The sequence below is a fragment of the Serratia sp. CY29653 genome (assembly GCF_052169255.1).
GTDB lineage: Bacteria > Pseudomonadota > Gammaproteobacteria > Enterobacterales > Enterobacteriaceae > Serratia > Serratia sarumanii.
Genome location: NZ_JBJNLC010000001.1, coordinates 1,658,991 through 1,678,926, shown reverse-complemented (window position 1 = coordinate 1,678,926; position 19,936 = coordinate 1,658,991). Strand labels below are relative to the sequence as shown.

At 58.9% G+C, this 19,936-nt stretch carries 23 protein-coding genes; 16 read left to right on the top strand and 7 right to left on the bottom strand.

The annotated features are described in order from the left end of the window. Nucleotides 1–58: 58 nt before the first annotated feature. Nucleotides 59–2,092: a S9 family peptidase gene (locus tag ACJ8HN_RS08055; RefSeq protein WP_041034674.1), complete on the top strand. Its 2,034-nt coding sequence runs from the start codon at nt 59–61 to the stop codon at nt 2,090–2,092. 35 nt (nt 2,093–2,127) lie between these two features. Here ACJ8HN_RS08055 and exoX read toward each other — a convergent pair whose 3' ends face one another. After that, a complete protein-coding gene (exoX, locus tag ACJ8HN_RS08050) occupies nt 2,128–2,796 on the bottom strand; it encodes an exodeoxyribonuclease X (RefSeq protein WP_004928833.1) in 669 nt (222 codons plus the stop codon). 424 nt (nt 2,797–3,220) lie between these two features. On the opposite strand from exoX, the gene dksA reads away from it, so the two are divergent. Together dksA and pip are read left to right on the top strand one after the other, a co-directional pair. Next, nucleotides 3,221–3,646 (top strand): RNA polymerase-binding protein DksA, encoded by a 426-nt coding sequence (dksA, locus tag ACJ8HN_RS08045; protein ID WP_033653830.1) that lies wholly within the window; start codon nt 3,221–3,223, stop codon nt 3,644–3,646. Nucleotides 3,647–3,839: 193 nt separating this feature from the next. After that, nucleotides 3,840–4,793 (top strand): prolyl aminopeptidase, encoded by a 954-nt coding sequence (pip, locus tag ACJ8HN_RS08040; protein WP_033646426.1) that lies wholly within the window; start codon nt 3,840–3,842, stop codon nt 4,791–4,793. A gap of 31 nt (nt 4,794–4,824) precedes the next feature. Here the strand turns inward: pip and ACJ8HN_RS08035 are convergent, their stop codons facing one another. Continuing rightward, entirely contained in the window at nt 4,825–5,055 is a 231-nt protein-coding gene (locus ACJ8HN_RS08035) for a DNA polymerase III subunit theta (RefSeq protein WP_033642715.1), read from the bottom strand. 345 nt (nt 5,056–5,400) lie between these two features. On the opposite strand from ACJ8HN_RS08035, the gene ftnA reads away from it, so the two are divergent. The 5 genes from ftnA (at nt 5,401) to ACJ8HN_RS08010 (ending at nt 8,806) form a co-directional block, all read left to right on the top strand. After that, entirely contained in the window at nt 5,401–5,919 is a 519-nt protein-coding gene (ftnA, locus tag ACJ8HN_RS08030) for a non-heme ferritin (protein WP_025302449.1), read from the top strand. A gap of 325 nt (nt 5,920–6,244) precedes the next feature. Continuing rightward, a complete protein-coding gene (gene yobA, locus ACJ8HN_RS08025) occupies nt 6,245–6,628 on the top strand; it encodes a CopC domain-containing protein YobA (protein WP_004940886.1) in 384 nt (127 codons plus the stop codon). Nucleotides 6,629–6,630: 2 nt separating this feature from the next. After that, nucleotides 6,631–7,512 carry a copper homeostasis membrane protein CopD gene (gene copD, locus ACJ8HN_RS08020; protein ID WP_060425631.1) on the top strand — a complete coding sequence of 294 codons (882 nt, stop codon included), beginning with the start codon at nt 6,631–6,633 and terminating at the stop codon, nt 7,510–7,512. Between the two features lie 68 nt (nt 7,513–7,580). Further along, nucleotides 7,581–7,922, top strand: coding sequence for a YebY family protein (locus tag ACJ8HN_RS08015; RefSeq protein WP_025302452.1), 342 nt, complete (start codon nt 7,581–7,583; stop codon nt 7,920–7,922). Nucleotides 7,923–8,401: 479 nt separating this feature from the next. Then, on the top strand, nt 8,402–8,806 hold the full coding sequence (locus ACJ8HN_RS08010; protein WP_442523248.1) for a hypothetical protein: 405 nt from the start codon (nt 8,402–8,404) through the stop codon (nt 8,804–8,806). Here ACJ8HN_RS08010 and ACJ8HN_RS08005 read toward each other — a convergent pair. Both ACJ8HN_RS08005 and ACJ8HN_RS08000 read right to left on the bottom strand, forming a co-directional pair. After that, nucleotides 8,803–8,997 (bottom strand): hypothetical protein, encoded by a 195-nt coding sequence (locus ACJ8HN_RS08005; protein WP_442523247.1) that lies wholly within the window; start codon nt 8,995–8,997, stop codon nt 8,803–8,805. The genes ACJ8HN_RS08010 and ACJ8HN_RS08005 overlap by 4 nt on opposite strands. A gap of 86 nt (nt 8,998–9,083) precedes the next feature. Further along, nucleotides 9,084–9,242, bottom strand: a complete 159-nt coding sequence (locus tag ACJ8HN_RS08000; protein WP_442523246.1) for a hypothetical protein — start codon at nt 9,240–9,242, stop codon at nt 9,084–9,086. Nucleotides 9,243–9,534: 292 nt separating this feature from the next. Here ACJ8HN_RS08000 and ACJ8HN_RS07995 point away from each other — a divergent pair, with 292 nt between their 5' ends. The 5 genes from ACJ8HN_RS07995 to ACJ8HN_RS07975 all read left to right on the top strand — a co-directional run bounded on the left by ACJ8HN_RS07995 (nt 9,535) and on the right by ACJ8HN_RS07975 (nt 12,570). After that, on the top strand, nt 9,535–9,885 hold the full coding sequence (locus ACJ8HN_RS07995) for a DUF4377 domain-containing protein (protein ID WP_060438790.1): 351 nt from the start codon (nt 9,535–9,537) through the stop codon (nt 9,883–9,885). Nucleotides 9,886–10,068: 183 nt separating this feature from the next. After that, nucleotides 10,069–11,268 (top strand): enoyl-ACP reductase FabV, encoded by a 1,200-nt coding sequence (fabV, locus tag ACJ8HN_RS07990; protein ID WP_033638117.1) that lies wholly within the window; start codon nt 10,069–10,071, stop codon nt 11,266–11,268. A 227-nt stretch (nt 11,269–11,495) separates the two neighbouring features. Further along, on the top strand, nt 11,496–11,714 hold the full coding sequence (locus tag ACJ8HN_RS07985; protein ID WP_033646423.1) for a hypothetical protein: 219 nt from the start codon (nt 11,496–11,498) through the stop codon (nt 11,712–11,714). 171 nt (nt 11,715–11,885) lie between these two features. Continuing rightward, nucleotides 11,886–12,191: a hypothetical protein gene (locus ACJ8HN_RS07980; RefSeq protein WP_101426800.1), complete on the top strand. Its 306-nt coding sequence runs from the start codon at nt 11,886–11,888 to the stop codon at nt 12,189–12,191. A 43-nt stretch (nt 12,192–12,234) separates the two neighbouring features. Next, entirely contained in the window at nt 12,235–12,570 is a 336-nt protein-coding gene (locus ACJ8HN_RS07975) for a hypothetical protein (protein ID WP_033638120.1), read from the top strand. A gap of 37 nt (nt 12,571–12,607) precedes the next feature. Here the strand turns inward: ACJ8HN_RS07975 and dcuR are convergent, their stop codons facing one another. From dcuR to ACJ8HN_RS07960, 3 genes are all read right to left on the bottom strand, one after another. Beyond that, on the bottom strand, nt 12,608–13,327 hold the full coding sequence (gene dcuR / locus ACJ8HN_RS07970) for a two-component system response regulator DcuR (protein ID WP_033638121.1): 720 nt from the start codon (nt 13,325–13,327) through the stop codon (nt 12,608–12,610). Beyond that, on the bottom strand, nt 13,320–14,933 hold the full coding sequence (locus ACJ8HN_RS07965; RefSeq protein ID WP_033653834.1) for a sensor histidine kinase: 1,614 nt from the start codon (nt 14,931–14,933) through the stop codon (nt 13,320–13,322). Before ACJ8HN_RS07965 ends, dcuR begins: the two co-directional genes overlap by 8 nt. A 125-nt stretch (nt 14,934–15,058) precedes the next feature. Next, complete coding sequence (locus ACJ8HN_RS07960; protein WP_033653835.1) at nt 15,059–15,901, bottom strand: class I fructose-bisphosphate aldolase; 843 nt, start codon at nt 15,899–15,901, stop codon at nt 15,059–15,061. Nucleotides 15,902–16,385: 484 nt separating this feature from the next. Here ACJ8HN_RS07960 and ACJ8HN_RS07955 point away from each other — a divergent pair, with 484 nt between their 5' ends. The 3 genes from ACJ8HN_RS07955 (at nt 16,386) to ACJ8HN_RS07945 (ending at nt 19,931) form a co-directional block, all read left to right on the top strand. After that, nucleotides 16,386–17,315 carry a sugar ABC transporter substrate-binding protein gene (locus tag ACJ8HN_RS07955; RefSeq protein ID WP_033638124.1) on the top strand — a complete coding sequence of 310 codons (930 nt, stop codon included), beginning with the start codon at nt 16,386–16,388 and terminating at the stop codon, nt 17,313–17,315. Between the two features lie 75 nt (nt 17,316–17,390). After that, entirely contained in the window at nt 17,391–18,875 is a 1,485-nt protein-coding gene (locus ACJ8HN_RS07950; RefSeq protein WP_033646419.1) for a sugar ABC transporter ATP-binding protein, read from the top strand. 15 nt (nt 18,876–18,890) lie between these two features. After that, on the top strand, nt 18,891–19,931 hold the full coding sequence (locus tag ACJ8HN_RS07945; RefSeq protein WP_025160279.1) for an ABC transporter permease: 1,041 nt from the start codon (nt 18,891–18,893) through the stop codon (nt 19,929–19,931). Nucleotides 19,932–19,936 lie beyond the last annotated feature (5 nt).

Sequence of the window (19,936 nt, the reverse complement as noted above, 5' to 3'; positions counted from 1 at the left end):
CAAGCCGGGGGGAATCGTGTCACTCTTGCCGCAATCTATGTAAGCGGATGATTTAGCAATGATGACCCCACCGAAAGCGGAAAAACGCCCTTATCCCATCACCATCCACGGCGACACGCGCGTGGATGACTATTACTGGCTGCGCGACGACGAGCGCGCAGACCGCCAGGTGCTGGACTACCTGCAGGCGGAGAACGCCTACACCGATGCGATGCTGAAACCGCAACAGGCGCTGCGCGAAACCCTGTATGAAGAGATGGTGGCGCGCATTCCGCAGCAGGAACATTCGGTGCCTTACGTGCGCCACGGCTATCGCTATCAGACGCGCTATGAGCCGGGCAATGAATACGCGATTTCCGTGCGCCAACCGCAGGCCGAGAGCGAGCGCTGGGAGGTGCTTATCGACGGCAACCAGCGCGCCGAGAATCACGAGTTTTACACCCTGGGCGGGCTGGACGTCAGCCCCGACAACCAGCGGCTGGGGGTGGCAGAGGATTTCCTGTCGCGCCGCCAGTATGACATTCGCTTCAAGAACCTGGCCGACGGCAGTTGGGCGGACGAAGTGCTGGAGAACACTTCCGGCAGCTTCGAGTGGGCCAACGACTCCTCGACGGTGTACTACGTGCGCAAGCACGCCAAGACGCTGTTGCCGTATCAGGTTTATCGTCACGTGGTGGGCAGCGATCCGCAGCAGGACGAGCTGATTTACGAAGAGCTGGACGATACCTTCTACGTCGGGCTGGAGAAGACCACCTCTGAGCGCTTTATCCTGATCCACCTGAGCAGCACCACCACCTCGGAGATCCTGCTGCTGGACGCCGACCGTGCGGACGCCAAGCCGCAGCTGTTCGTGCCGCGCCGCAAGGATCACGAATACGCCATCGATCACTATCACCAGCATTTCTACATCCGCTCCAACAAGGACGGCAAGAACTTCGGCCTGTACCAGAGCGAACAGGCGGACGAAGCGCAGTGGCAGACGCTGATCGCCCCGCGCGCCGACGTGATGCTGGAGGGCTTTAGCCTGTTCCGCGACTGGCTGGTGGTGGAGGAGCGCAGCGCCGGCCTGACGCTGCTGCGCCAGATCCACTGGCAGACTGGCGAAGAGAAGCGCATCGCCTTCGACGATCCGACTTACACCACCTGGCTGGCGTACAACCCGGATCCGGAAACCTCGCTGCTGCGCTACGGCTATTCGTCGATGACTACCCCGACCACGCTGTACGAGCTGAATATGGACAGCGGCGAGCGGACGATGCTCAAACAGCAGGAAGTGAAGAACTTCACGCCGGAAAACTACCGCAGCGAGCGAGTGTGGGTGAAGGCGCGCGACGGCGTCGAGGTGCCGGTATCGCTGGTGTATCGCCAGGACAGCTTCCAGCGCGGCGCCAACCCGTTGATGGTGTACGGCTACGGCTCCTACGGCAGCAGCATGGATCCGGCGTTCAGCGCCAGCCGCCTGAGCCTGCTCGATCGCGGTTTCGTGTTCGCGCTGGCGCACATTCGCGGCGGCGGCGAGCTGGGGCAGCTGTGGTATGAAGACGGCAAGCTGTTCAACAAGCAGAACACCTTCAACGATTTTATCGACGTGACCGAAACGCTGATCGCCCAGGGTTACGGCGACGGCAAGCGGGTGTTCGCCATGGGCGGCAGCGCCGGCGGCCTGCTGATGGGGGCGGTGATCAACCAGGCGCCGCAGCTGTTCCACGGCGTGGTGGCGCAGGTGCCGTTCGTCGACGTGGTGACCACCATGCTGGATGAGTCGATCCCGCTGACCACCGGCGAATACGACGAGTGGGGCAACCCGAACGAGCAGGCCTATTACGACTACATCAAGCAGTACAGCCCGTACGATCAGGTGAAGGCGCAGGCATACCCGCATCTGCTGGTGACCACCGGCCTGCACGATTCGCAGGTGCAGTATTGGGAGCCGGCCAAGTGGGTGGCCAAGCTGCGCGAGCTGAAAACCGACGATCGGCAGCTGCTGCTGTATACCGACATGGATGCCGGCCATGGCGGCAAGTCCGGGCGCTTCAAGGCCTATGAGGATATTGCGCTGGAGTACGCCTTCATTCTGGCGCTGGCGGAGTAACGGCATTCGGCGGGCGGCCTGCGCCGCCCGCCGTGTTAGCCAATCAGATAGTATTTCAGCGTGTGTTTCATGTCCGGGCTCAGATCGTCGATGGATTTCAGCATCCAGCGCAGATAGCCGGGATCTTCCTGGGCGATGCGATCGATCTCCTGCCCGCGATACTTGCCGAATTTGAACTTCTTCAGCAGCACCGGTTGTTCGGTGATCTGCACCATTTGCTCCGGCGTCCAGCCCGAATCCTTGATGATGCGTTGCAGCAGCGCGGCGGTGACGTAGCAGTCGTACAGCGCGCGGTGCGGGTACAGCGTGGCGTCTGCCGGCAGCTGCACGTCCAGGTTCAGCGCGTAGCGCAGATATTGGTTGCCGTACTTGATGTCCGGATACAGCGTGCGCGCCAGCTTGAGCGTGCAGATCCAGGCGCCGTTCATCTCCGGCAGCACGCCGCGATCGAAAGCGGCGTTGTGCGCCACATAGTAGGGGCTGCCCTGATAGCGGCCGATTGCCACCGCAATGCGCGGTTTGCCTTCCACCATCTGTTCGGTGATGTGATGAATCGCCATCGCGTCGAGGCTGATGGGGCGATCCGGGCTGACCAGATCGCTCATCGGGTTGGTCAATTGGCCGTCGAGCAGATCGAGGGAGGCCACTTCCACCACGCCGCCGTCCAGCCCGCAGGTCTCGGTATCTATTACGCGTAACGTCATGTTTTCCTCCGCGTTGCCGTCAGCCCTCAGCTTAACCGGCACAGGCGGCCGTGCCAACCGCCCCCTCGCTACAGGCAATAAAAAACCCGCCTTGGCGGGTTTAATGACGGATGGAAGGACGCTTACTCACCAGACGGATGCGCTTTTTTGGCGCGTTTCTCCGCACGTTTCTCAGCTGGGGTTTTCAACGGCTTCTTCTTCGCATTCTTTTTGCTATCCATTCCCTTACTCATGATGGCCTCTCGTTACCTATGATTGGGTGGCTTGCTCAGCCATTAACCGCCTAAAGCCAAGAGGATGCAAGCGGCAAAGTGCAGGTTTAGGTTAACCGGCTGTTTGTGCATGAAATTTTGTTTTTGGATGACCGGGTGCTAAAAATAAATATTATGTTATAATGTTACACTTTTGGTGTTGGGAGAGCGCAATGACAGTCATGACGTTACCGGATGCGCAGCAACTGCTGGCCATGCCGGATTCTGATTATATGAACTCGGTTCAACGGGCGTTTTTCCGCCAACTGTTGCAGGACGAGCGGCAAAAGTTGCTGCTGCACATCGATGAGCTGAAAAAAGAGATCGACGGCGGCGAAGCGACGGGCGATGAAGCCGACAAGGCGGCGCGCGAAGAGGATCTGCGCCTGCTGTTCCGCCAGTTGGATCGCGAAAGCCGCCTGCTGCCGAAAATCGACGCGGCGCTGGCAAGGTTGCAGAACGGCGAGTACGGCTACTGCCGGGAAACCGGCGAACCTATCGGGCTGGCGCGCCTGCTGCTGCGCCCGACGGCGGAACTGAGCATCGAGGCGAAAACCGCGCAGGAGATGCGCGAGCCGCATATGCGCAAAGGTGGCTAACTGAGTTCCCGGGGGGGCGAATGCGCCCCTCAACCGATAGGGCCTGTGGGCATTTTGCAGGCAGGTCGTTGCGATTTTGAGCAAACGCGCGCTGAGTTCTCGGCGCGCGTTCTAGTTTTCGGGTTTTACCGTTGACCTGCCGGGCGGCTTCCGCTTTGATGAAAGCATGACTCACAGAGAGACGGAAAGCGCCATGGAACAATTACGAGGTTTGTACCCGCCGTTAGCGGCATACGACAGCGGTTGGCTGGACACTGGGGATGGCCACCGGATCTACTGGGAGCTGAGCGGCAACCCGAACGGTAAGCCGGCGGTCTTCATTCACGGCGGGCCGGGCGGCGGCATCTCCCCGCATCATCGCCAGTTGTTCGATCCCGAACGCTACAAGGTGCTGCTGTTCGATCAGCGCGGCTGTGGCCGCTCCCGTCCGCACGCCAGCCTGGACAACAACACCACCTGGCATTTGGTGGCCGATATCGAGCGGCTGCGCGAAATGGCCGGCGTCGATCAATGGCTGGTGTTTGGTGGTTCCTGGGGGTCGACGCTGGCGCTCGCCTATGCGCAGACCCACCCGGAGCGCGTCAGTGAAATGGTGCTGCGCGGCATTTTCACCCTGCGCAAGCAGGAGCTGCATTGGTATTACCAGGACGGCGCGTCACGCTTCTTCCCGGACAAATGGGAGCGCGTGCTGTCCATTCTGTCGGATGAAGAGCGTAAAGATGTGATCGCCGCCTACCGGCAGCGGCTGACCTCGGCCGATCCGCAGGTGCAACTCGAAGCGGCCAAGCTGTGGAGCGTGTGGGAAGGGGAGACGGTCACGCTGTTGCCGAGCCGCGAATCCGCTTCGTTCGGCGAGGATGATTTCGCGCTGGCGTTCGCCCGCATTGAAAACCACTATTTCACCCATCTGGGCTTCCTGGAGAGCGATGACCAGCTGCTGCGCAACGTGCCGCTGATCCGCCATATCCCGGCGGTGATCGTCCACGGCCGCTATGATATGGCCTGCCAGGTGCAGAACGCCTGGGATCTGGCCAAGGCCTGGCCGGAAGCGGAATTGCATATCGTGGAAGGGGCGGGGCATTCGTATGACGAGCCGGGCATCTTGCACCAGCTGATGATCGCCACCGACCGGTTCGCCGGCAAGTGACGCAAAAAAACCGCCGTAACGGCGGGTTTTGTTATTTGGCCTTCGGCTCGTACGGCAGGCGCGAAAACTTGTGGGATTCCGCGCGGTAGTGCGCCACACGCTCGCGAAAATAGTCGCGCAGCGGTTCCGGCTGCTCGCGCTCCACCACTTCCGGGATCACCGGCATGTTGTAGCGCTCTTTATACGCCACGCCTGAGGCGGCGAGATCCACGTTCACCCTGTCCATCTCTTCTTTGGACAGCTCGGCCAGATTGTAACCCACGCTATGCTCCTTACTTACTTTGCCGTATTGAACCTGCGCAGAAGGTAATCCACCCGGCGACGCTTGGCAAGCCCGTAGCGCCGCCGCGGCGGACGATATTTTCCAAAGAGTAATGCAATCTATTTATTCTTTTAAATAAGAATGATTCACTTTTTGATTAAAATAAAAGATGGGAATAATTATCATAATAATTAGCGTGAATTTCTATATGATTTTATGTGTTTGATTTTAATTAAATAAATAATTAATATTGATCGGGTGTAAATAAGGTGTTTTTATTTTTACGGCAGCAGGGCATAATGCGCGGAAATTAAATTCATGACCTGCAAAATAAAAGGAATCATTATGCTGACGCAAGAAATGACTCAAAAGCTGAATGAGCAACTGAATCTGGAGTTCTACTCCGCCAACCTGTACCTGCAAATGAGCGCATGGTGCAGCGATAAAGGCTTTGAAGGCGCCGCCGCATTTCTTAAAGAGCACTCTCAGGAAGAGATGCAGCATATGCAACGTCTGTTCGACTACCTGAGCGACACCGGCTCTTTGCCGCTGCTGGGCAGCATCGCCGCGCCGCCGGTGGCGTTCGAATCGCTGGCGGACGTGTTCCAGCAGACCTACGAACACGAACAGCTGATCACCCGTCAGATCAACGAACTGGCGCACGCCGCCATGACCGCACACGATTATTCCACCTTCAACTTCCTGCAGTGGTACGTGGCGGAGCAGCACGAAGAAGAGAAACTGTTCAAATCCGTGCTGGATAAGCTGGCGCTGGTGGGCACCAGCGGCAAAGGCCTGTTCTTCATCGACAAAGATCTGAAGAAAATGGGCGCGATGGGCCAGGGCGGCAACGGCCAGGCTTAATCTGCAACAAAACACCGAAAAACCGCGCGCGGGCGAGCCTGACGCGCGGTTTTTTTTACCCTGCGTTTATCGCGGTTATGCGGCGATACGTGCTGCCGGATCGCAAAATGCCAGCGATGCGCTCGACTTGCCGCAGCACGGTCGTTATGATTTACCGCGATACGCTACAGGGATGGTAGAGTCAAAACAGCGGGTTAGCCGATACAACCCGTTTTTCTGTTTACCCGTGGCGCAATCATTTGCGGTGGGTTGGGGCCGCTGATACATCGCCTTGGCTGTGGCCTTAACCCTTATGACCCTCTTTATACTGTTAAGGGATACCACTGTGATCGGTAAAATTCGTTCCTCTTGTCGCCTGCTTTCCACCGTTTTCGTCCTGTTCGTCGGCCTGTCTTCGCAGCAAGCGCTGGCGCACGCCCACCTGAAAGTGGAAACGCCGAAGGCCGACGCCAGCGTCAGCCCGGCGCCGAAGGCGCTGACCCTCAGCTTCTCCGAAGGCATCGAACCGAACTTCAGCGGCGTGAAAATCACCGGCCCGGACAACGCCGTGGTGAAAACCGGCAAGCTGCAGCTCGATCCGAACAACAACACCCAGGTCAATGTGCCGATCGAAGGCGAGCTGAGCGCGGGCAAATACAACGTCAGCTGGCATGTGGTTTCGGTCGACGGGCATAAAACCAAAGGCCAGTACAGCTTCACCGTAAACTGATCGTGAGTCTGGCGACCCTGTTCGTTCTGTGTCGCTTGGTGCACTTTGCGGCGGTGATGCTGATGTTCGGCATCAGTCTGTTCACCGCCTTATTGTCACCGCAGCGCCTCTCCCCGATCCTCTCCCGCGATGTGCGCCCGCTGCTGCTTGCCGGCACCTGGATTGCCGGGCTTTCCGCCGTGGCGCTGCTGGCCATTCAGGCCGGGCAAATGGGCGACGGTTGGGAAGACGCCTGGCGGCTGGAGGTCTGGTGGGCGGTGCTCGGCACCACCTTCGGCGAAGTGTGGCGCTGGCATCTGGGGCTGTCGCTGCTGGCGATCCTGAGCCTGCTGCTGCCGGAACGGCCACGTGCGCAGGCGTTGGCGCTGTGTTCGGCGCTGCTGCTGGTCAGCCTGGCGTTCATCGGCCACGCGGCGATGCACGAAGGCGCGCTGGGCGCGCTGCACCGCGCCAACCATGCGGTACACCTGCTGGCCGCCGGCTACTGGTTCGGCAGCCTGGCGCCGCTGCTGGTTTGCCTGCGCTATCTGCAGCCGCCGCAGTGGCGCAGCGACGCCATCACCACGCTGATCCGTTTCTCGCGCTGGGGACACCTGGCGGTGGCGGCGGTGATCGTCACCGGCATCGTCAACAGCCTGATCATTCTCGGCGGTTGGCCGCTCAACCTCAGCTCGCCTTATCAGCGCCTGCTGCTGATTAAAACCGCGCTGGTGGCGCTGATGGTGATGGTGGCGCTGGCCAATCGCTACGCCATCGTGCCAGCAATGAGCCGCGTACCGGCGCTGGCGCAGCGCGGCGTGGTGCTGGCCTGCTGGCTCGAAGTCGGGCTGGGGGGGGCGGTGCTGCTGCTGGTCAGTTTATTTGCAACCTATGCGCCGGTTTGAATTTCGGCTTGCCGCAACCGGGCAAGCTGCGGGAAAATCGACGTGAATAGCAACCTTAAGGCCAACACATGAAATCGGTATTACTCGGCATTACGCTGCTGGCAACCGCGACCGGCGCGCTGGCGGCAGACAAACTGGTGAACATCACCAAACTGGAGTACGGCAAACAGTGGGCGTTCACCAAGGAAGAAGTGACGCTGCAGTGCCGCAGCGGCGGCGCGCTGTTCGTGCTGAATAACAGCACCCTGATGCAATACCCGCTCAACGACGCAGCGGAGCAGCAGGTGAAGAAGGGCCATCAGCGTGCGCAGCCGCTGGAGGTGCTCCTGCTGGACGACCCTGCCGAACCGGGGAAAAAAATGAGCCTGGCGCCGTTTATCGAACGCGCCGAGAAGCTGTGCGCTGACTAACCGCTTGTTTGCCAACGCCTTGCCCAGCGCGCGCGGATTGATGCGCATTTGCCGCATAGTTATTTCGTCACGAAACTATCACGCGGCCGCCGGGCGGCTGGCAAAACTGGCGCGGTAGGCTACTCTTAAAGTGCACGGCTGAACAAGCCCTGCATTAAATGCCAACTTTTAGCGCACGGCTCTCTCCCAAGAGCCATTTCCCTAGACCGAATATAGGAATCGTATTCGGTCTTTTTTTGTGTGATTGATTTATAAGGAAATTCCACTTAAAGCGCCAATAAAACTTTGGTTTCTCTTTCCAGTCGTAACACCTCAGCTCCGCACTCCTCACCCGCACATATCGCTAATTTAGCCGCACCAAAAGTCATTACGTCATTTATGGCGCTGATAAGCTCCGGTCATTGCTCCCATCACCGGTTAAACGAGAGTGACATTATGGGGAATATCAAGGCATTGGGCGTTGTAAAAGGAAACCTGCGTTGAACGATCGGCTGAGCCAGTTGAAGAGGGCGCTGCCAGGTTATCTCGAGGCGTGGCGTGAGGGCGCTTTACCCTCTGACTGGGGGCAGGTGGCTAATCCTGGAGTGGTTGCCGCCCTGTTGGCGGAGTGGGAGGCGCTAAGCGAATTGGCGTCGCTGTTCGAAACCGCGACTGAAACCCCAACCGATCCCGCCGCGTTTTGGCAGGCGCGCGCCGAGCTGATGGCGCAGCGCAATCGTGAACTCCGTGCCCAACTGGCGACGCCAATCCGTTTGCCCGGCGCACGGGTAGCCTTCTTTGGCTATGTGAAAACGGCGGTGATGGACGCCAGGCAGGTGAAGGCGGCAATTCGCGATGCCGGTTTTACCATTGCGGGCGACGACCAAAGTGAGAACACGACTTAACGCGGCTTCTTCTCAAATTTCTCGGCAAAAAAGAACCGCAGCAATTTATGGGTCCACAGCAGGATGGCGCCGACCACCACCAGCGAGACGACGAAATGCGACAGGTTTTTCGGCGCGGCGTAGCCGTGAGTAAAGAAACCCCGGCGCCGTTGAGCAGCAGGGTGGCGATCCAAAAGCCGAGTAGCAGGCATAAGGTACGGAACAGTTTAAACATCGTTATCACCGAAATACTGAAAGTACCGACCGAGCGGAGAGACTCAGCCGGAGCTCTGATTAGTTAAAACAGCTGAGTGTGAGCAGGTATTGCTGCCTTATTGCTGTTGCTGTTGTTCTTGTTGCCACCGTTGTTGTTGACGCGGCCGTTGCTGACGCGGTTGTCGGAAAAGTTACCGGCACCGGCGATCAGGTGGAAGTATTTAGCCTCGATCTCTTGCATAAAACTCCCTCTTTATCGATACGGTTAAATAGCGTAAAGCTTGCGCAAGCCAACTGTTTTTAACAGAAAAAACGGCGGGGATAATTACCGGTTCGGATAAGAACAGGGGATTTATTTGCAGGTATTTACCAGGCTGATAAGCGTGCCGGAGATTGATATTCCTGCGTGAGTCATTTCGCTTAACAAGACGTTCTTTACGATGAATGGCGCCGCCACCGGCGCGCAGCAAGGTTCAATTCACCCAGCCAATTTGTTAGGATCGCCCGACCTACATGACTATTGGTGCAGTACATTGAAAATTAAAGCGTTGTTATTTGTTGCGTTGGCCGCACTGGCCGGCTGCAGCCAGGAGGGAACCTCGATGAATCAGCCCGCAAACGAGAAAGACGGCCAAACGGAAGTGTTGCTGGTGAACAGCGCGCTGGTGGACTGCGTGGGCGTCGCCCCGATGAAGTGCATGCAGGTGCGCCGCTCCGCGCAGCAGCCGTGGGAGTTGTTCTATACCGGCATCGAAGGTTTCACCTTCGAACCGGGCTATCAGTATCGGCTGAAAGTGCGCGTTACTCCGGTAGAGAACGTGCCGGCCGATGCCTCATCGCTGCGTTACACGCTGATTGAGCAGTTGGAAAAGAACAAGGCGTGACCCTCGACAGGCCGGGTAATCGCAATCCGGCCTGCCATGATTATCCCTTTACCATCATGACATGCCTCGGCGGTGGGCTTGCCGACTGGTCTGTTCACTGCGCTTGTTTTCGCACTTTCTTAAGTATATTGAGAAAATCAGGTATATTGTCCTTCGGTTTTTAGCTACCAAGAAAAAATTACTATGATTATCAAACCTAAAATTCGTGGTTTTATCTGCACCACCGCTCACCCAGCAGGCTGTGAAGCCAACGTCCGTGAGCAAATCGCCTACGTTAAGTCGCGCGGCGAACTGAAAAACGGGCCTAAAAAGGTGCTGGTCATTGGTGCATCCACCGGTTACGGTCTGGCCTCGCGCATCAATGCCGCTTTCGGCAGCGGTGCGGCCACCATCGGCGTATTTTTCGAGAAGCCTGGCAGCGAAGGCAAAACCGGTTCCGCCGGTTGGTACAACTCCGCCGGTTTCGACAAGGCAGCTAAAGAAGAAGGCCTGTACGCGAAAAGCATCAACGGCGACGCATTCTCCAACGAGTGCCGTCAGACCGTGATCGATCTGATCAAAAAAGACCTGGGTCAGGTTGACCTGGTGGTTTACTCGCTGGCTTCGCCGGTGCGTAAGATGCCGGAAACCGGCGAAGTGGTGCGTTCCGCACTGAAGCCGATCGGCGAGCCGTACAAATCCGTCGCGCTGGACACCAACAAAGACGTGCTGGTTGAAGCCGTGGTCGAGCCGGCCAACGAGCAAGAAATCGCCGACACCGTGAAGGTGATGGGCGGCCAGGACTGGCAGCTGTGGATGGACGCGCTGGACGAAGCGGGCGTGCTGGCGGATAACGCGCAGTCTGTCGCTTACTCCTACATCGGTACCGATCTGACCTGGCCAATCTACTGGCACGGCACGCTGGGCAAGGCGAAAGAAGATCTGGATCGCGCGGCGCACGCCATCAACCAGAAGCTGCAGGCCAAAGGCGGCGCGGCTTACGTTGCGGTGCTCAAGTCGGTGGTGACTCAGGCTTCCTCCGCCATTCCGGTGATGCCGCTGTATATCTCCATCGTGTTCAAAATCATGAAGGAGCAGGGCATTCACGAAGGCTGCATCGAGCAGATCCAGCGTCTGTTCGCCACCAAGCTGTACAGCGGCGCGGCGCCGGACACCGACGAGAAACACCGCCTGCGTCTGGATGACTGGGAACTGCGCGACGAAGTGCAGGAAACCTGCCGTGCCATCTGGCAGCAGCTGAACGACAACAACATCAACGAACTGACCGATTATCAGGGCTACAAGGCGGAGTTCCTGCGCCTGTTCGGCTTTGGCCTGCAGGGCGTTGACTACGACGCCGATCTGAGCGGCGAAGCCAATTTCGACGTGATCGAGCTGGTCTAAGCGCGTCGAGCGGTCAAATAAGGTCGGGTTAGCCCGGCCTTTTTTATTGCCTGCGAATTATCGGGTGGCTAAGCGAAAATGTTTATTTTGGGTTAACAGACGAACCGGGTGATTAACATCGGCAGTCGGATGGTGAAATAACGGCGGTTATTAAACTAAAGAAAGTCATTTTTTTATTTACCCTTGCCGCCGGCTGCGGGTATTTTATTTCCTTTAAGGAGGAAATTATGACATGGCGTTATTGTGCCACGGTATCGTTGTTTTTGTTGAGCGGCTGCAGCGCGATTCAGCCGACGTCGACGTCCCCAGACTGGTCTCAGCCTCAGCCTGCCACGCGGGAGCAGCGGCAACGCATCATGGCGGGTGAGTCCGCCTCCTCGGTATTACATGAAGGAAACGTCGGCATTGGCGGCACCTTTGATGGGGCGAAAATATTCGATCGTTAAGCCGCTAAATATATTCAGCCAAATTAATGCGCGCATTCTGCCGATATTGTCGGAGGGTTTACCTTTCCTGCGTTATTCTGCCGTGGCCCAACCATTCATTGCGTTAACAGACAATTCGTTTTCCTTATAGGGAACCGCCGGTTTATTTCGGCGTAATCAAAGGAGTTGCCCATGGCGAAGGAGATGGCCGCGATCTTTCTCTTGCTGTTATCGCCGCTAAGCCAAAGCGCCGGCGCGGCGCGTTACGACAGGCCGTGCGAAGGCGTGTCGCCGGTGCTGTTTCAAAAGCGCCTGAAAGCGTTGGCGCAGGATCTGCGGCAGGAAATGAGTGAGGAAGCGACGCCGACAGAGCGCGATGCGGAGGAGCTGGCGCGCTTGGCGGAGTGCGGTATCGAGCCCGGCAAAGCGCCCGTCACCGGTGGGCAGCGAGCGCCGCATTCCGAGGAAAAACCGCCGGCATCGCCGAACGGTTGTTGAGCCGGCGTGCGCGCAGAGTCAAGCGATGTAAAAGGAGTCATTGATGAAAAGGATTGTGTTGGCCGGCGTGGCCTTGTGTAGCTGCTGCTTCGCGCAGGCGCGGGTGGATTTGGAATACCATGCGGCGCCGCCGAAGGACAGTAAGGTCACCGAGGAGTACCAGAAAAAGCGCGACGCATTGCGCCACAAGGTGTGGAATGTCGATAACCTGACGCTGGCCAACGAGCAGGCGATTGCGCGCGAACAGCAGCGCGAGGCGGCAGAGACCGCCGAGCGGCAGCAGCGGAACCTGGAGCAGCAGCAGAAAAAGCAGCGCTGCCTGCGGAGACACTCGAAAGATCCTCACCGCGAGGCGAAGTGTTACACGCACAGCTTCTAACATTAATCGTCCGGGCGCCATCAGCGCCCTGCGTCGTTTAGGCCGGGCGGCAATGCTCCTTCAGCATGGCGATCGCGTCCGGTTTCAGCTGATACAGATAGACCGGGCGGCCGGTGGCGCCGTACAGAATACGGGTGCCGAGAATGCCGCTCTCCGCCAGATAGATGAGGTACTTGCGGCAGGAGACCCGCGAAATGCCGATGGCGTTGGCCAGATTGTCGGTGGAAAACTCGTTATCGTGCTGCTGTTCGATCCACTCGCACACCGTGCTCAGGGTGATGCTGGTCAGCCCCTTCGGCAGCTTTTTGCTCTCCTGGCCGCCGGGCTGGCGGCGCAGCAGGCTGTCGACGTCGGCCTGCGAAAACTCGCGCTGCGCCAACAGCTGCGACTGCTGCCGGTAGTGGCTCAGCGCCTCCTTGAAGCGGCTGAACTGGAACGGTTTGATCAGATAATCCACCACCCCGTAGTGCAGCGCTTTTTGCACCGTGTTCACGTCGCTGGCGGAGGAGATGATGATCACGTCGGTCTTCTCGCCCAGTTCGCGCAGGCCGGGCAGCAGATCCAGCCCGTTCTCCTGCTGCATGTAGATATCCAACAGCACCAAATCGATGCTGACGCCGGCATCGGCCAGCAGCGCGCGCGCCTGGCTCAGAGTGGCGACCGTCGCCTGGCAGTGAAAACCACCGACCTGGCTCAGGTAGTATTTGTTCAGCTCCGCCACCATCGGGTCGTCGTCGACAATCAGTACGTTAATCATGGGTTCTGCTCTTGGCCTGATAGGGAAGGTGCACGAAAAATTGGGTCAGCTCGCCCGGTTCGGACTCGAAATCGATGCTGCCGCCCAGTTTCTCCAGATGGCTGCGGATCAGCGCCAGGCCGATGCCGCGTCCGGTTCCCTTGGTGGAAAATCCGTGTTCGAAGATGCGCGCGCCGATCGCCGGATCGATGCCGGGGCCATCGTCGCTGACGATACAGTGTAATTGATCGTCGTGATGATGGAAGCTCAGGCCGATCTCGTGGCCCTCAACGCCGTCGATGGCGTCGATGGCGTTTTCGATCAGGTTGCCGAGCACGCTGATCAGCACGTGGGTGGTTTCCGCATCGTCGGTTTCCGGCAGCAGGCTGGTTTCCTCGATGGTCAGCTCAACACCGGCTTCGTGGGCGCGGCTGATTTTGCCGATGAAGAAGCCCGCCACTTCCGGCGAGTGGATCTTGCGCAGCAGCGCGCCGATCTCTTCCTGATAGTTGCTGGCGGTGTTGATGATGTAGTTTTCCAACTGCTGATAGGCCTTCATGTGCAGCATGCCGAGTATCACATGCAGCTTGTTCATAAATTCGTGCGACTGCACCCGCAGCGCATCGGCGTAGTGCGCCATGCCGCTCAGCCGCTGCAGCAGGCGGCTGACCTCGGTCTTGTCGCGGAAGGTGGCGATGGCGCCGGTCACCTGGCCGTTGACGATCACCGGCACGGTATTGGTCAGCAGTTCGCTGCCGTTGAAGCCGATCTGCCGATCGCGCAGCGGTTGGCCGCTGGCCAGCACCTCCGCCAGATGCAGCTGCGCCGGCCAGTGCTTGCTGGCGGCTTCCAGCAGCAGGTTTTCCACCGGGCCGCTCTGGCGCAGCAGGCGCTTGGCTTCGTCGTTGACGATGGTGATGCGGGATTCGTTATCGACCGCGATCACGCCTTCTTTAATCGACTGCAGCATGGCGTTGCGCTGTTCGAACAGGTTGGAGATTTCGTAAGGCTCGAAACCCAGCATGATGCGTTTGAGCGCGGAGACCAGGAAGAAGGTGCCCAGGCTGCCGACCAGGGCGGCGAAGGCGATGGTCCAATAGATGATCCAGCGGCTCTCCGCCACCACCCGCTGCACGGTGTCCAGCGCGATGCCGAGCGCCACAACGCCGATTTGTTGTTTCTGCGCGTCATACACCGGCACGAACACCCGCAGCGCCGGGGCCAGCGTGCCGCGGTTGATGGCACTGTTGACGTGGCCTTGCAGCGCGGGCGCCAGATCGTCGCCGATAAAATGCTTGCCGATCAGCCAGGGTTTGGGGTGCGAATAGCGGATGCCCTGCATATCCACCACCACCACGAACAGCAGCTCGTTTTGATGGCGCACCTGCTCGGCGAAGCGTTGAATGGCGCCGCTTTGATCGCGCCGCTGCAGGCCGTCAACCACGGTGCTGGAGAGCGCCAGCGTATTGGCGACGGCGATGGCTTTCTGCTGCAGCTGATCTTGCCCCTCGCGGCTCATCTGCACGAAAAACAGCGCGAACACCACCAGCAGCACCGAAGCGATGATGGCGGACACCATCAGCGTGATGGAGGTGCTCAGCTTGAGCGGCACCCGTTGTTTTGGCATGGCGGTTCTCCGAATGGCGATATCACGGCGTATTCTAGCGAGGAATGAGGCAAGCTGCAGTTACCGGCAGCAGGTTATAGCATGCTGCCGGGGAGCGGGGGGCTTATTTTAGTTACAAAAGCGGGTCACTGCTGGTGGTAGATCTCCAGCGCCTGTTGGCCGCTGGCGCCCTGATGGATGATTGCCATCAACGCGCGCACCACCTGCGACGGATTGCTGTGTTGATAGACGTTGCGGCCGTAAACCATGCCGGAGGCACCCTGGGCCATCAGCGCGGCGGATTTCTCCAGCACCGGCCCCAGCTCCCCCTTGCCGCCGCCGCGCACCAGCGTCGGGCAGCGCGCCGCTTCCACCACGCGGTGGAAATCGTCCACCCGATCGGTCGGGTCGGCCTTGATGATGTCGGCGCCCAGCTCGCGCGCCAGCCGCACCAGCGGCACGATCTTCTCCACGTCGCCGAGCGAGCCGTAGGCGGCGCCCTGGCCGGCCGGCGCCATCACCAGCGGTTCGATCATCAGCGGCATGGCGTAGCGATCGCAGGCGTGGCGCAGGCGGCCGATGTTCTCCACGCACTGGCGGAAAATGCCGGGCTCATCCGGGATCATATACAGATTGACCACCACCGCGGCGGCGTCCATTTGCAGCGCCGCCAGGATTGGCGCCTCCGGATTGTGCAGCACTGCCCACATCTCGCGGTGGCGGGCGGCGTTATAGGCGTTGCCGACGTCGGTGCGCATCACCAGCGCCGGTTTTTCGCGCTGCGGCGCGCGCTGCAGCAGATCCGCCTGGCCGTAGTTGACCTGAATGGCGTCGGGGCGCGCGGCGATCAGGTTGCCCATCACCCGTTCGATATCTTCCAGGCCGATCAAGAAATCCGGTTCGTTGGCGATGCCGTGATCGATCGCCACGTCCAGGCACTTGCCGTTGTTGAACAGGCGGTTCATCCGCACCTTGCTGCTGAGCTGCATGTCAGGTCCTCCTGAGATAGGGATATGTCCATTATTGCCGAATAAGGATGGTCGGGAAACGCGGAAACCGCAAACTGCGCGGCCGCTCGCAGTTTTTGCCGGCGCACGAAAGGAGCACGCTCGCCGGCGGCTTGCACTTCATTTGTTAGATCCGTGTCATGTTTTTGTTAATAAGCCATTCCAAAATGCATGTTTCGCTTGTTTGGGTTAAAAAGTTTCAATAATCTCAATTATGAAATAAACATTTAAAAAAGCGGTAAGGACGCCGTTTGTTGTGCCAGGGGTTTATTTCAATTGGTTGTTTTTAATCTGTTTTGAGACATCGATCACCATTTTTACAACGGCCTTGATACGGCGATAACGCGGTAAATTCGCCGTATCAAAGGGATAACACCGACCGTATTGTTGTTTGAATGTAAAAAATATTTTTCATTAGCTGTCAACCAACAGACCTCTTCATTCTAACGATTAAAGGGTAACGAACATGAAGCTGAAGAAACTGATCGCCGCCTCGGTACTGATGTGCATGCTGCCGGCCAGCGTGCTGGCGAAAGACATCAAGATCGGCGTTTCCATGGCTTACTTCGATGACAACTTCCTCACCATTCTGCGCCAGTCGATGCAAAACAAAATGAAGGCCGACGGCAACGTCAGCGGCCAGTTCGAAGACGCCAAGGGCGACATCGCGCAGCAAATTCAACAAATCGAAAACTTCGTCAGCCAGGGCGTCGACGCCATCATCCTCAACCCGGTGGATACCCAGGGCGTCAAGCCGATGATCAAGCTGGCCGAGAAGGCCAAGATCCCGCTGGTGTTCGTCAACCGCAAGCCGGAAGTGGCGCTGCCGGCCGGCATGGCCTACGTCGGCTCCGACTCCAAGCTGGCCGGCAAGCTGCAGATGGAGGAACTGGCCAAGCTGATGAACGGCAAGGGCAACGTGATGATCCTGATGGGCGAGCTGTCGAGCGAAGCCACGCGCGACCGCACCCGCGGCGTGGAAGAGGTGGCGGCCAACTACCCCGGCATCAAGATTATCGATAAGCAAACCGCCAAATTCTTCCGCAAAGAGGCGGTAGACGTCACCACCGACTGGATTTTGTCCGGCCAGCAGATCGACGCCATCGCTTCCAACAACGACGAAATGGCCATCGGCGCTATTTTGGCGCTGAAGCAAGCCAAGAAATCCGGCGTGCTGGTGGCCGGCGTTGACGGCACGCCGGACGCGCTGGAGTTCATCAAGAAGGGCGATCTGGCGCTGAGCGTGTTCCAGGACGCCAAAGGCCAGGGCGAAGGCGCGGTGCAGACCGCCGTTCAACTGGTGAAAGGCGAGAAAGTGGAGAGCAACGTGCTGATCCCTTACCAGCTGATCACCCAGGCCAATTACCAGCAATTCGCCGATAAAAACAAGAAATAAGCCTTGAAGCCCGCCGCGGGCGCCGGTGTGGGGCGCGTGCGGCGGAAAACGTGGGTCAGTGCGGAGGTAAGCGGTATGTACCCTTATGTTCTTGAGGCCGAAGGCATCAGCAAGCAGTTCCCCGGCGTCAAAGCGCTGGATAAGGTCTCGATTAAAATCAAACCCGGCAGCGTGCACGCGCTGATGGGGGAAAACGGCGCGGGCAAATCGACGCTGATGAAATGCCTGATCGGCATCTACCACCCGGACGAAGGCTCGATAAAAATCAAAGGCCGGCCGGTCACCTTCAGCGACACGCTGCAGGCGCTGCATTCGGGCATTTCCATGATCCACCAGGAGCTGAACCTGGTGCCTTACATGACGGTGGCGGAAAACATCTGGCTGGGGCGCGAGCCTGCGCGGCTGGGGTTCGTCAACCACGAACAGCTGAACGAACAAACCCGCGAGCTGCTGGCGCGGCTGAACATCAAACTGCAGCCGGACACGCTGGTGGGCGAGCTGAGCATCGCCAATCAGCAGATGGTGGAGATCGCCAAGGCGGTGTCCTACAACGCCGATGTGCTGATCATGGACGAACCGACCTCGGCGCTGACCGAAGGCGAAGTGGTGCACCTGTTCGCCATCATTCGCGAACTGCGTGAGCAGGGCAAAGGCATCATCTATATCAGCCACAAGATGGACGAGATCTTCGCCATTACCGACGAAGTGAGCATTTTCCGCGACGGCACCTTCATCGCCTGCGACAAAACCGAAAACCTGACCAAACAGTCGCTGATCACCATGATGGTGGGGCGCGAACTGACGCAGATGTTCCCCAAATTCAACAACAATATCGGCGAGGAAGTGCTGCGGGTGGCGGGGCTGCGCCGCAGCGGCTGGTTCCATGACGTGTCGTTCAGCGTCAAGCGCGGCGAGATCCTCGGCGTCGCCGGGCTGGTGGGCGCCGGGCGCAGCGAAGTGATGGAAAGCCTGTTCGGCATGCACCCGGCGGACGGCGGCGAGATCTTTATCGAAGGCCAGGCGGTGAAGGTGGATTCCCCGGCGAAGGCGATCGAGAGCGGGCTGGCGTTCCTCACCGAAGACCGCAAGAAATCCGGCCTGTTTCTGGTGCTGTCGGTGGTCGAGAACATGAGCATCGTCAACCTGTCGGAATACATCGGCAAGAACGGTTTCGTCAGCCATGTGCAGATGGCCAAAGACTGCATGGAGCAGATTAAAAAGCTCAACATCAAAACGCCGACCATGGATCAGATCATCAATAACCTCAGCGGCGGCAACCAGCAGAAGGTGCTGATCGCGCGCTGGCTGCTGGCGCAGCCGAAAATCCTGATCCTCGACGAACCGACGCGCGGCATCGACGTGGGGGCGAAAGCGGAAATCTACCGCCTGATCAGCGAGCTGGCCAACCGCGGCGTCGCCATCATTCTGGTCTCCTCCGAGCTGCCGGAGATCCTCGGCATGAGCGACCGGGTAATGGTGATGCACGGCGGCCGCATCACCGGCATTTTGGACAAAGACGACGCGGACCAGGAGAAGATCCTGGCGCTGGCCTCAGAATAACGAAGGGTGAACATCATGAGTAACGTAAAGATTGAGAAGCCGCTCTCCGCCGATTCAACGGGCAAGGGAACGCTGTTCTCCGGGCTGAGCGGCAAAATGCCGAAGGATACCGGCATCTTCATCGTGATGATCGGCATCGCGCTGATCTTCGAAATCCTCGGCTGGTACATGCGCGATCAGTCGTTCCTGCTGAATCCGAACCGCCTGCTGCTGATCGTGCTGCAGGTGGCGATCATCGGCATCATCGCGGTGGGCGTCACCCAGGTGATCATAACCACCGGCATCGATCTCTCCTCCGGCTCGCTGATTGCGCTGACCGCAGTGGTGGCGGCCAGCCTGGCGCAGACCTCGGACAGCATCTCGCCGATGTATCCGGGGCTGCTCGATCTGCCGGCGGCGATCCCGATCGGCGCGGGGATCGGGGTGGGCATCGTCTGCGGTTTTATCAACGGCTTCCTGATCACCCGCACCGGCATTCCGCCGTTCATCGCCACGCTGGGGATGATGGTGTCGGCGCGCGGCCTGGCGCAGTATTACACCAAGGGCAACCCGGTCAGCTTCCTGTCGGACGGCTTCACGTCAATCGGCCAGGGGGCGATGCCGGTGATCATCTTCCTGGTGATTGCGGTGATCTTCCATATCGCGCTCAAGCACACCCGCTACGGCAAATACATCTACGCCATAGGCGGCAACATGACCTCGGCGCGGGTCTCCGGCATCAACGTCAACAAGTACCTGGTGACGGTTTACACCATCGCCGGCGGCCTGGCGGGGTTGGCGGGTGTGGTGCTGGCGGCGCGCGTCAGCAGCGGCCAGTCGAGCATGGGGATGTCGTATGAGCTGGACGCCATCGCCGCGGCGGTGATCGGCGGCAGCAGCCTGATGGGCGGCGTCGGGCGCATCACCGGCACGCTGATCGGCGCGGTGATCCTGGGCCTTATCAAAAGCGGCTTCACCTTTATCGGCGTCGACTCTTACATTCAGGACATCATCAAGGGCGTGATTATCGTCGCCGCCGTGTCGATCGACATGCGGCGCAACCGTAAAAAACACTGATTGCC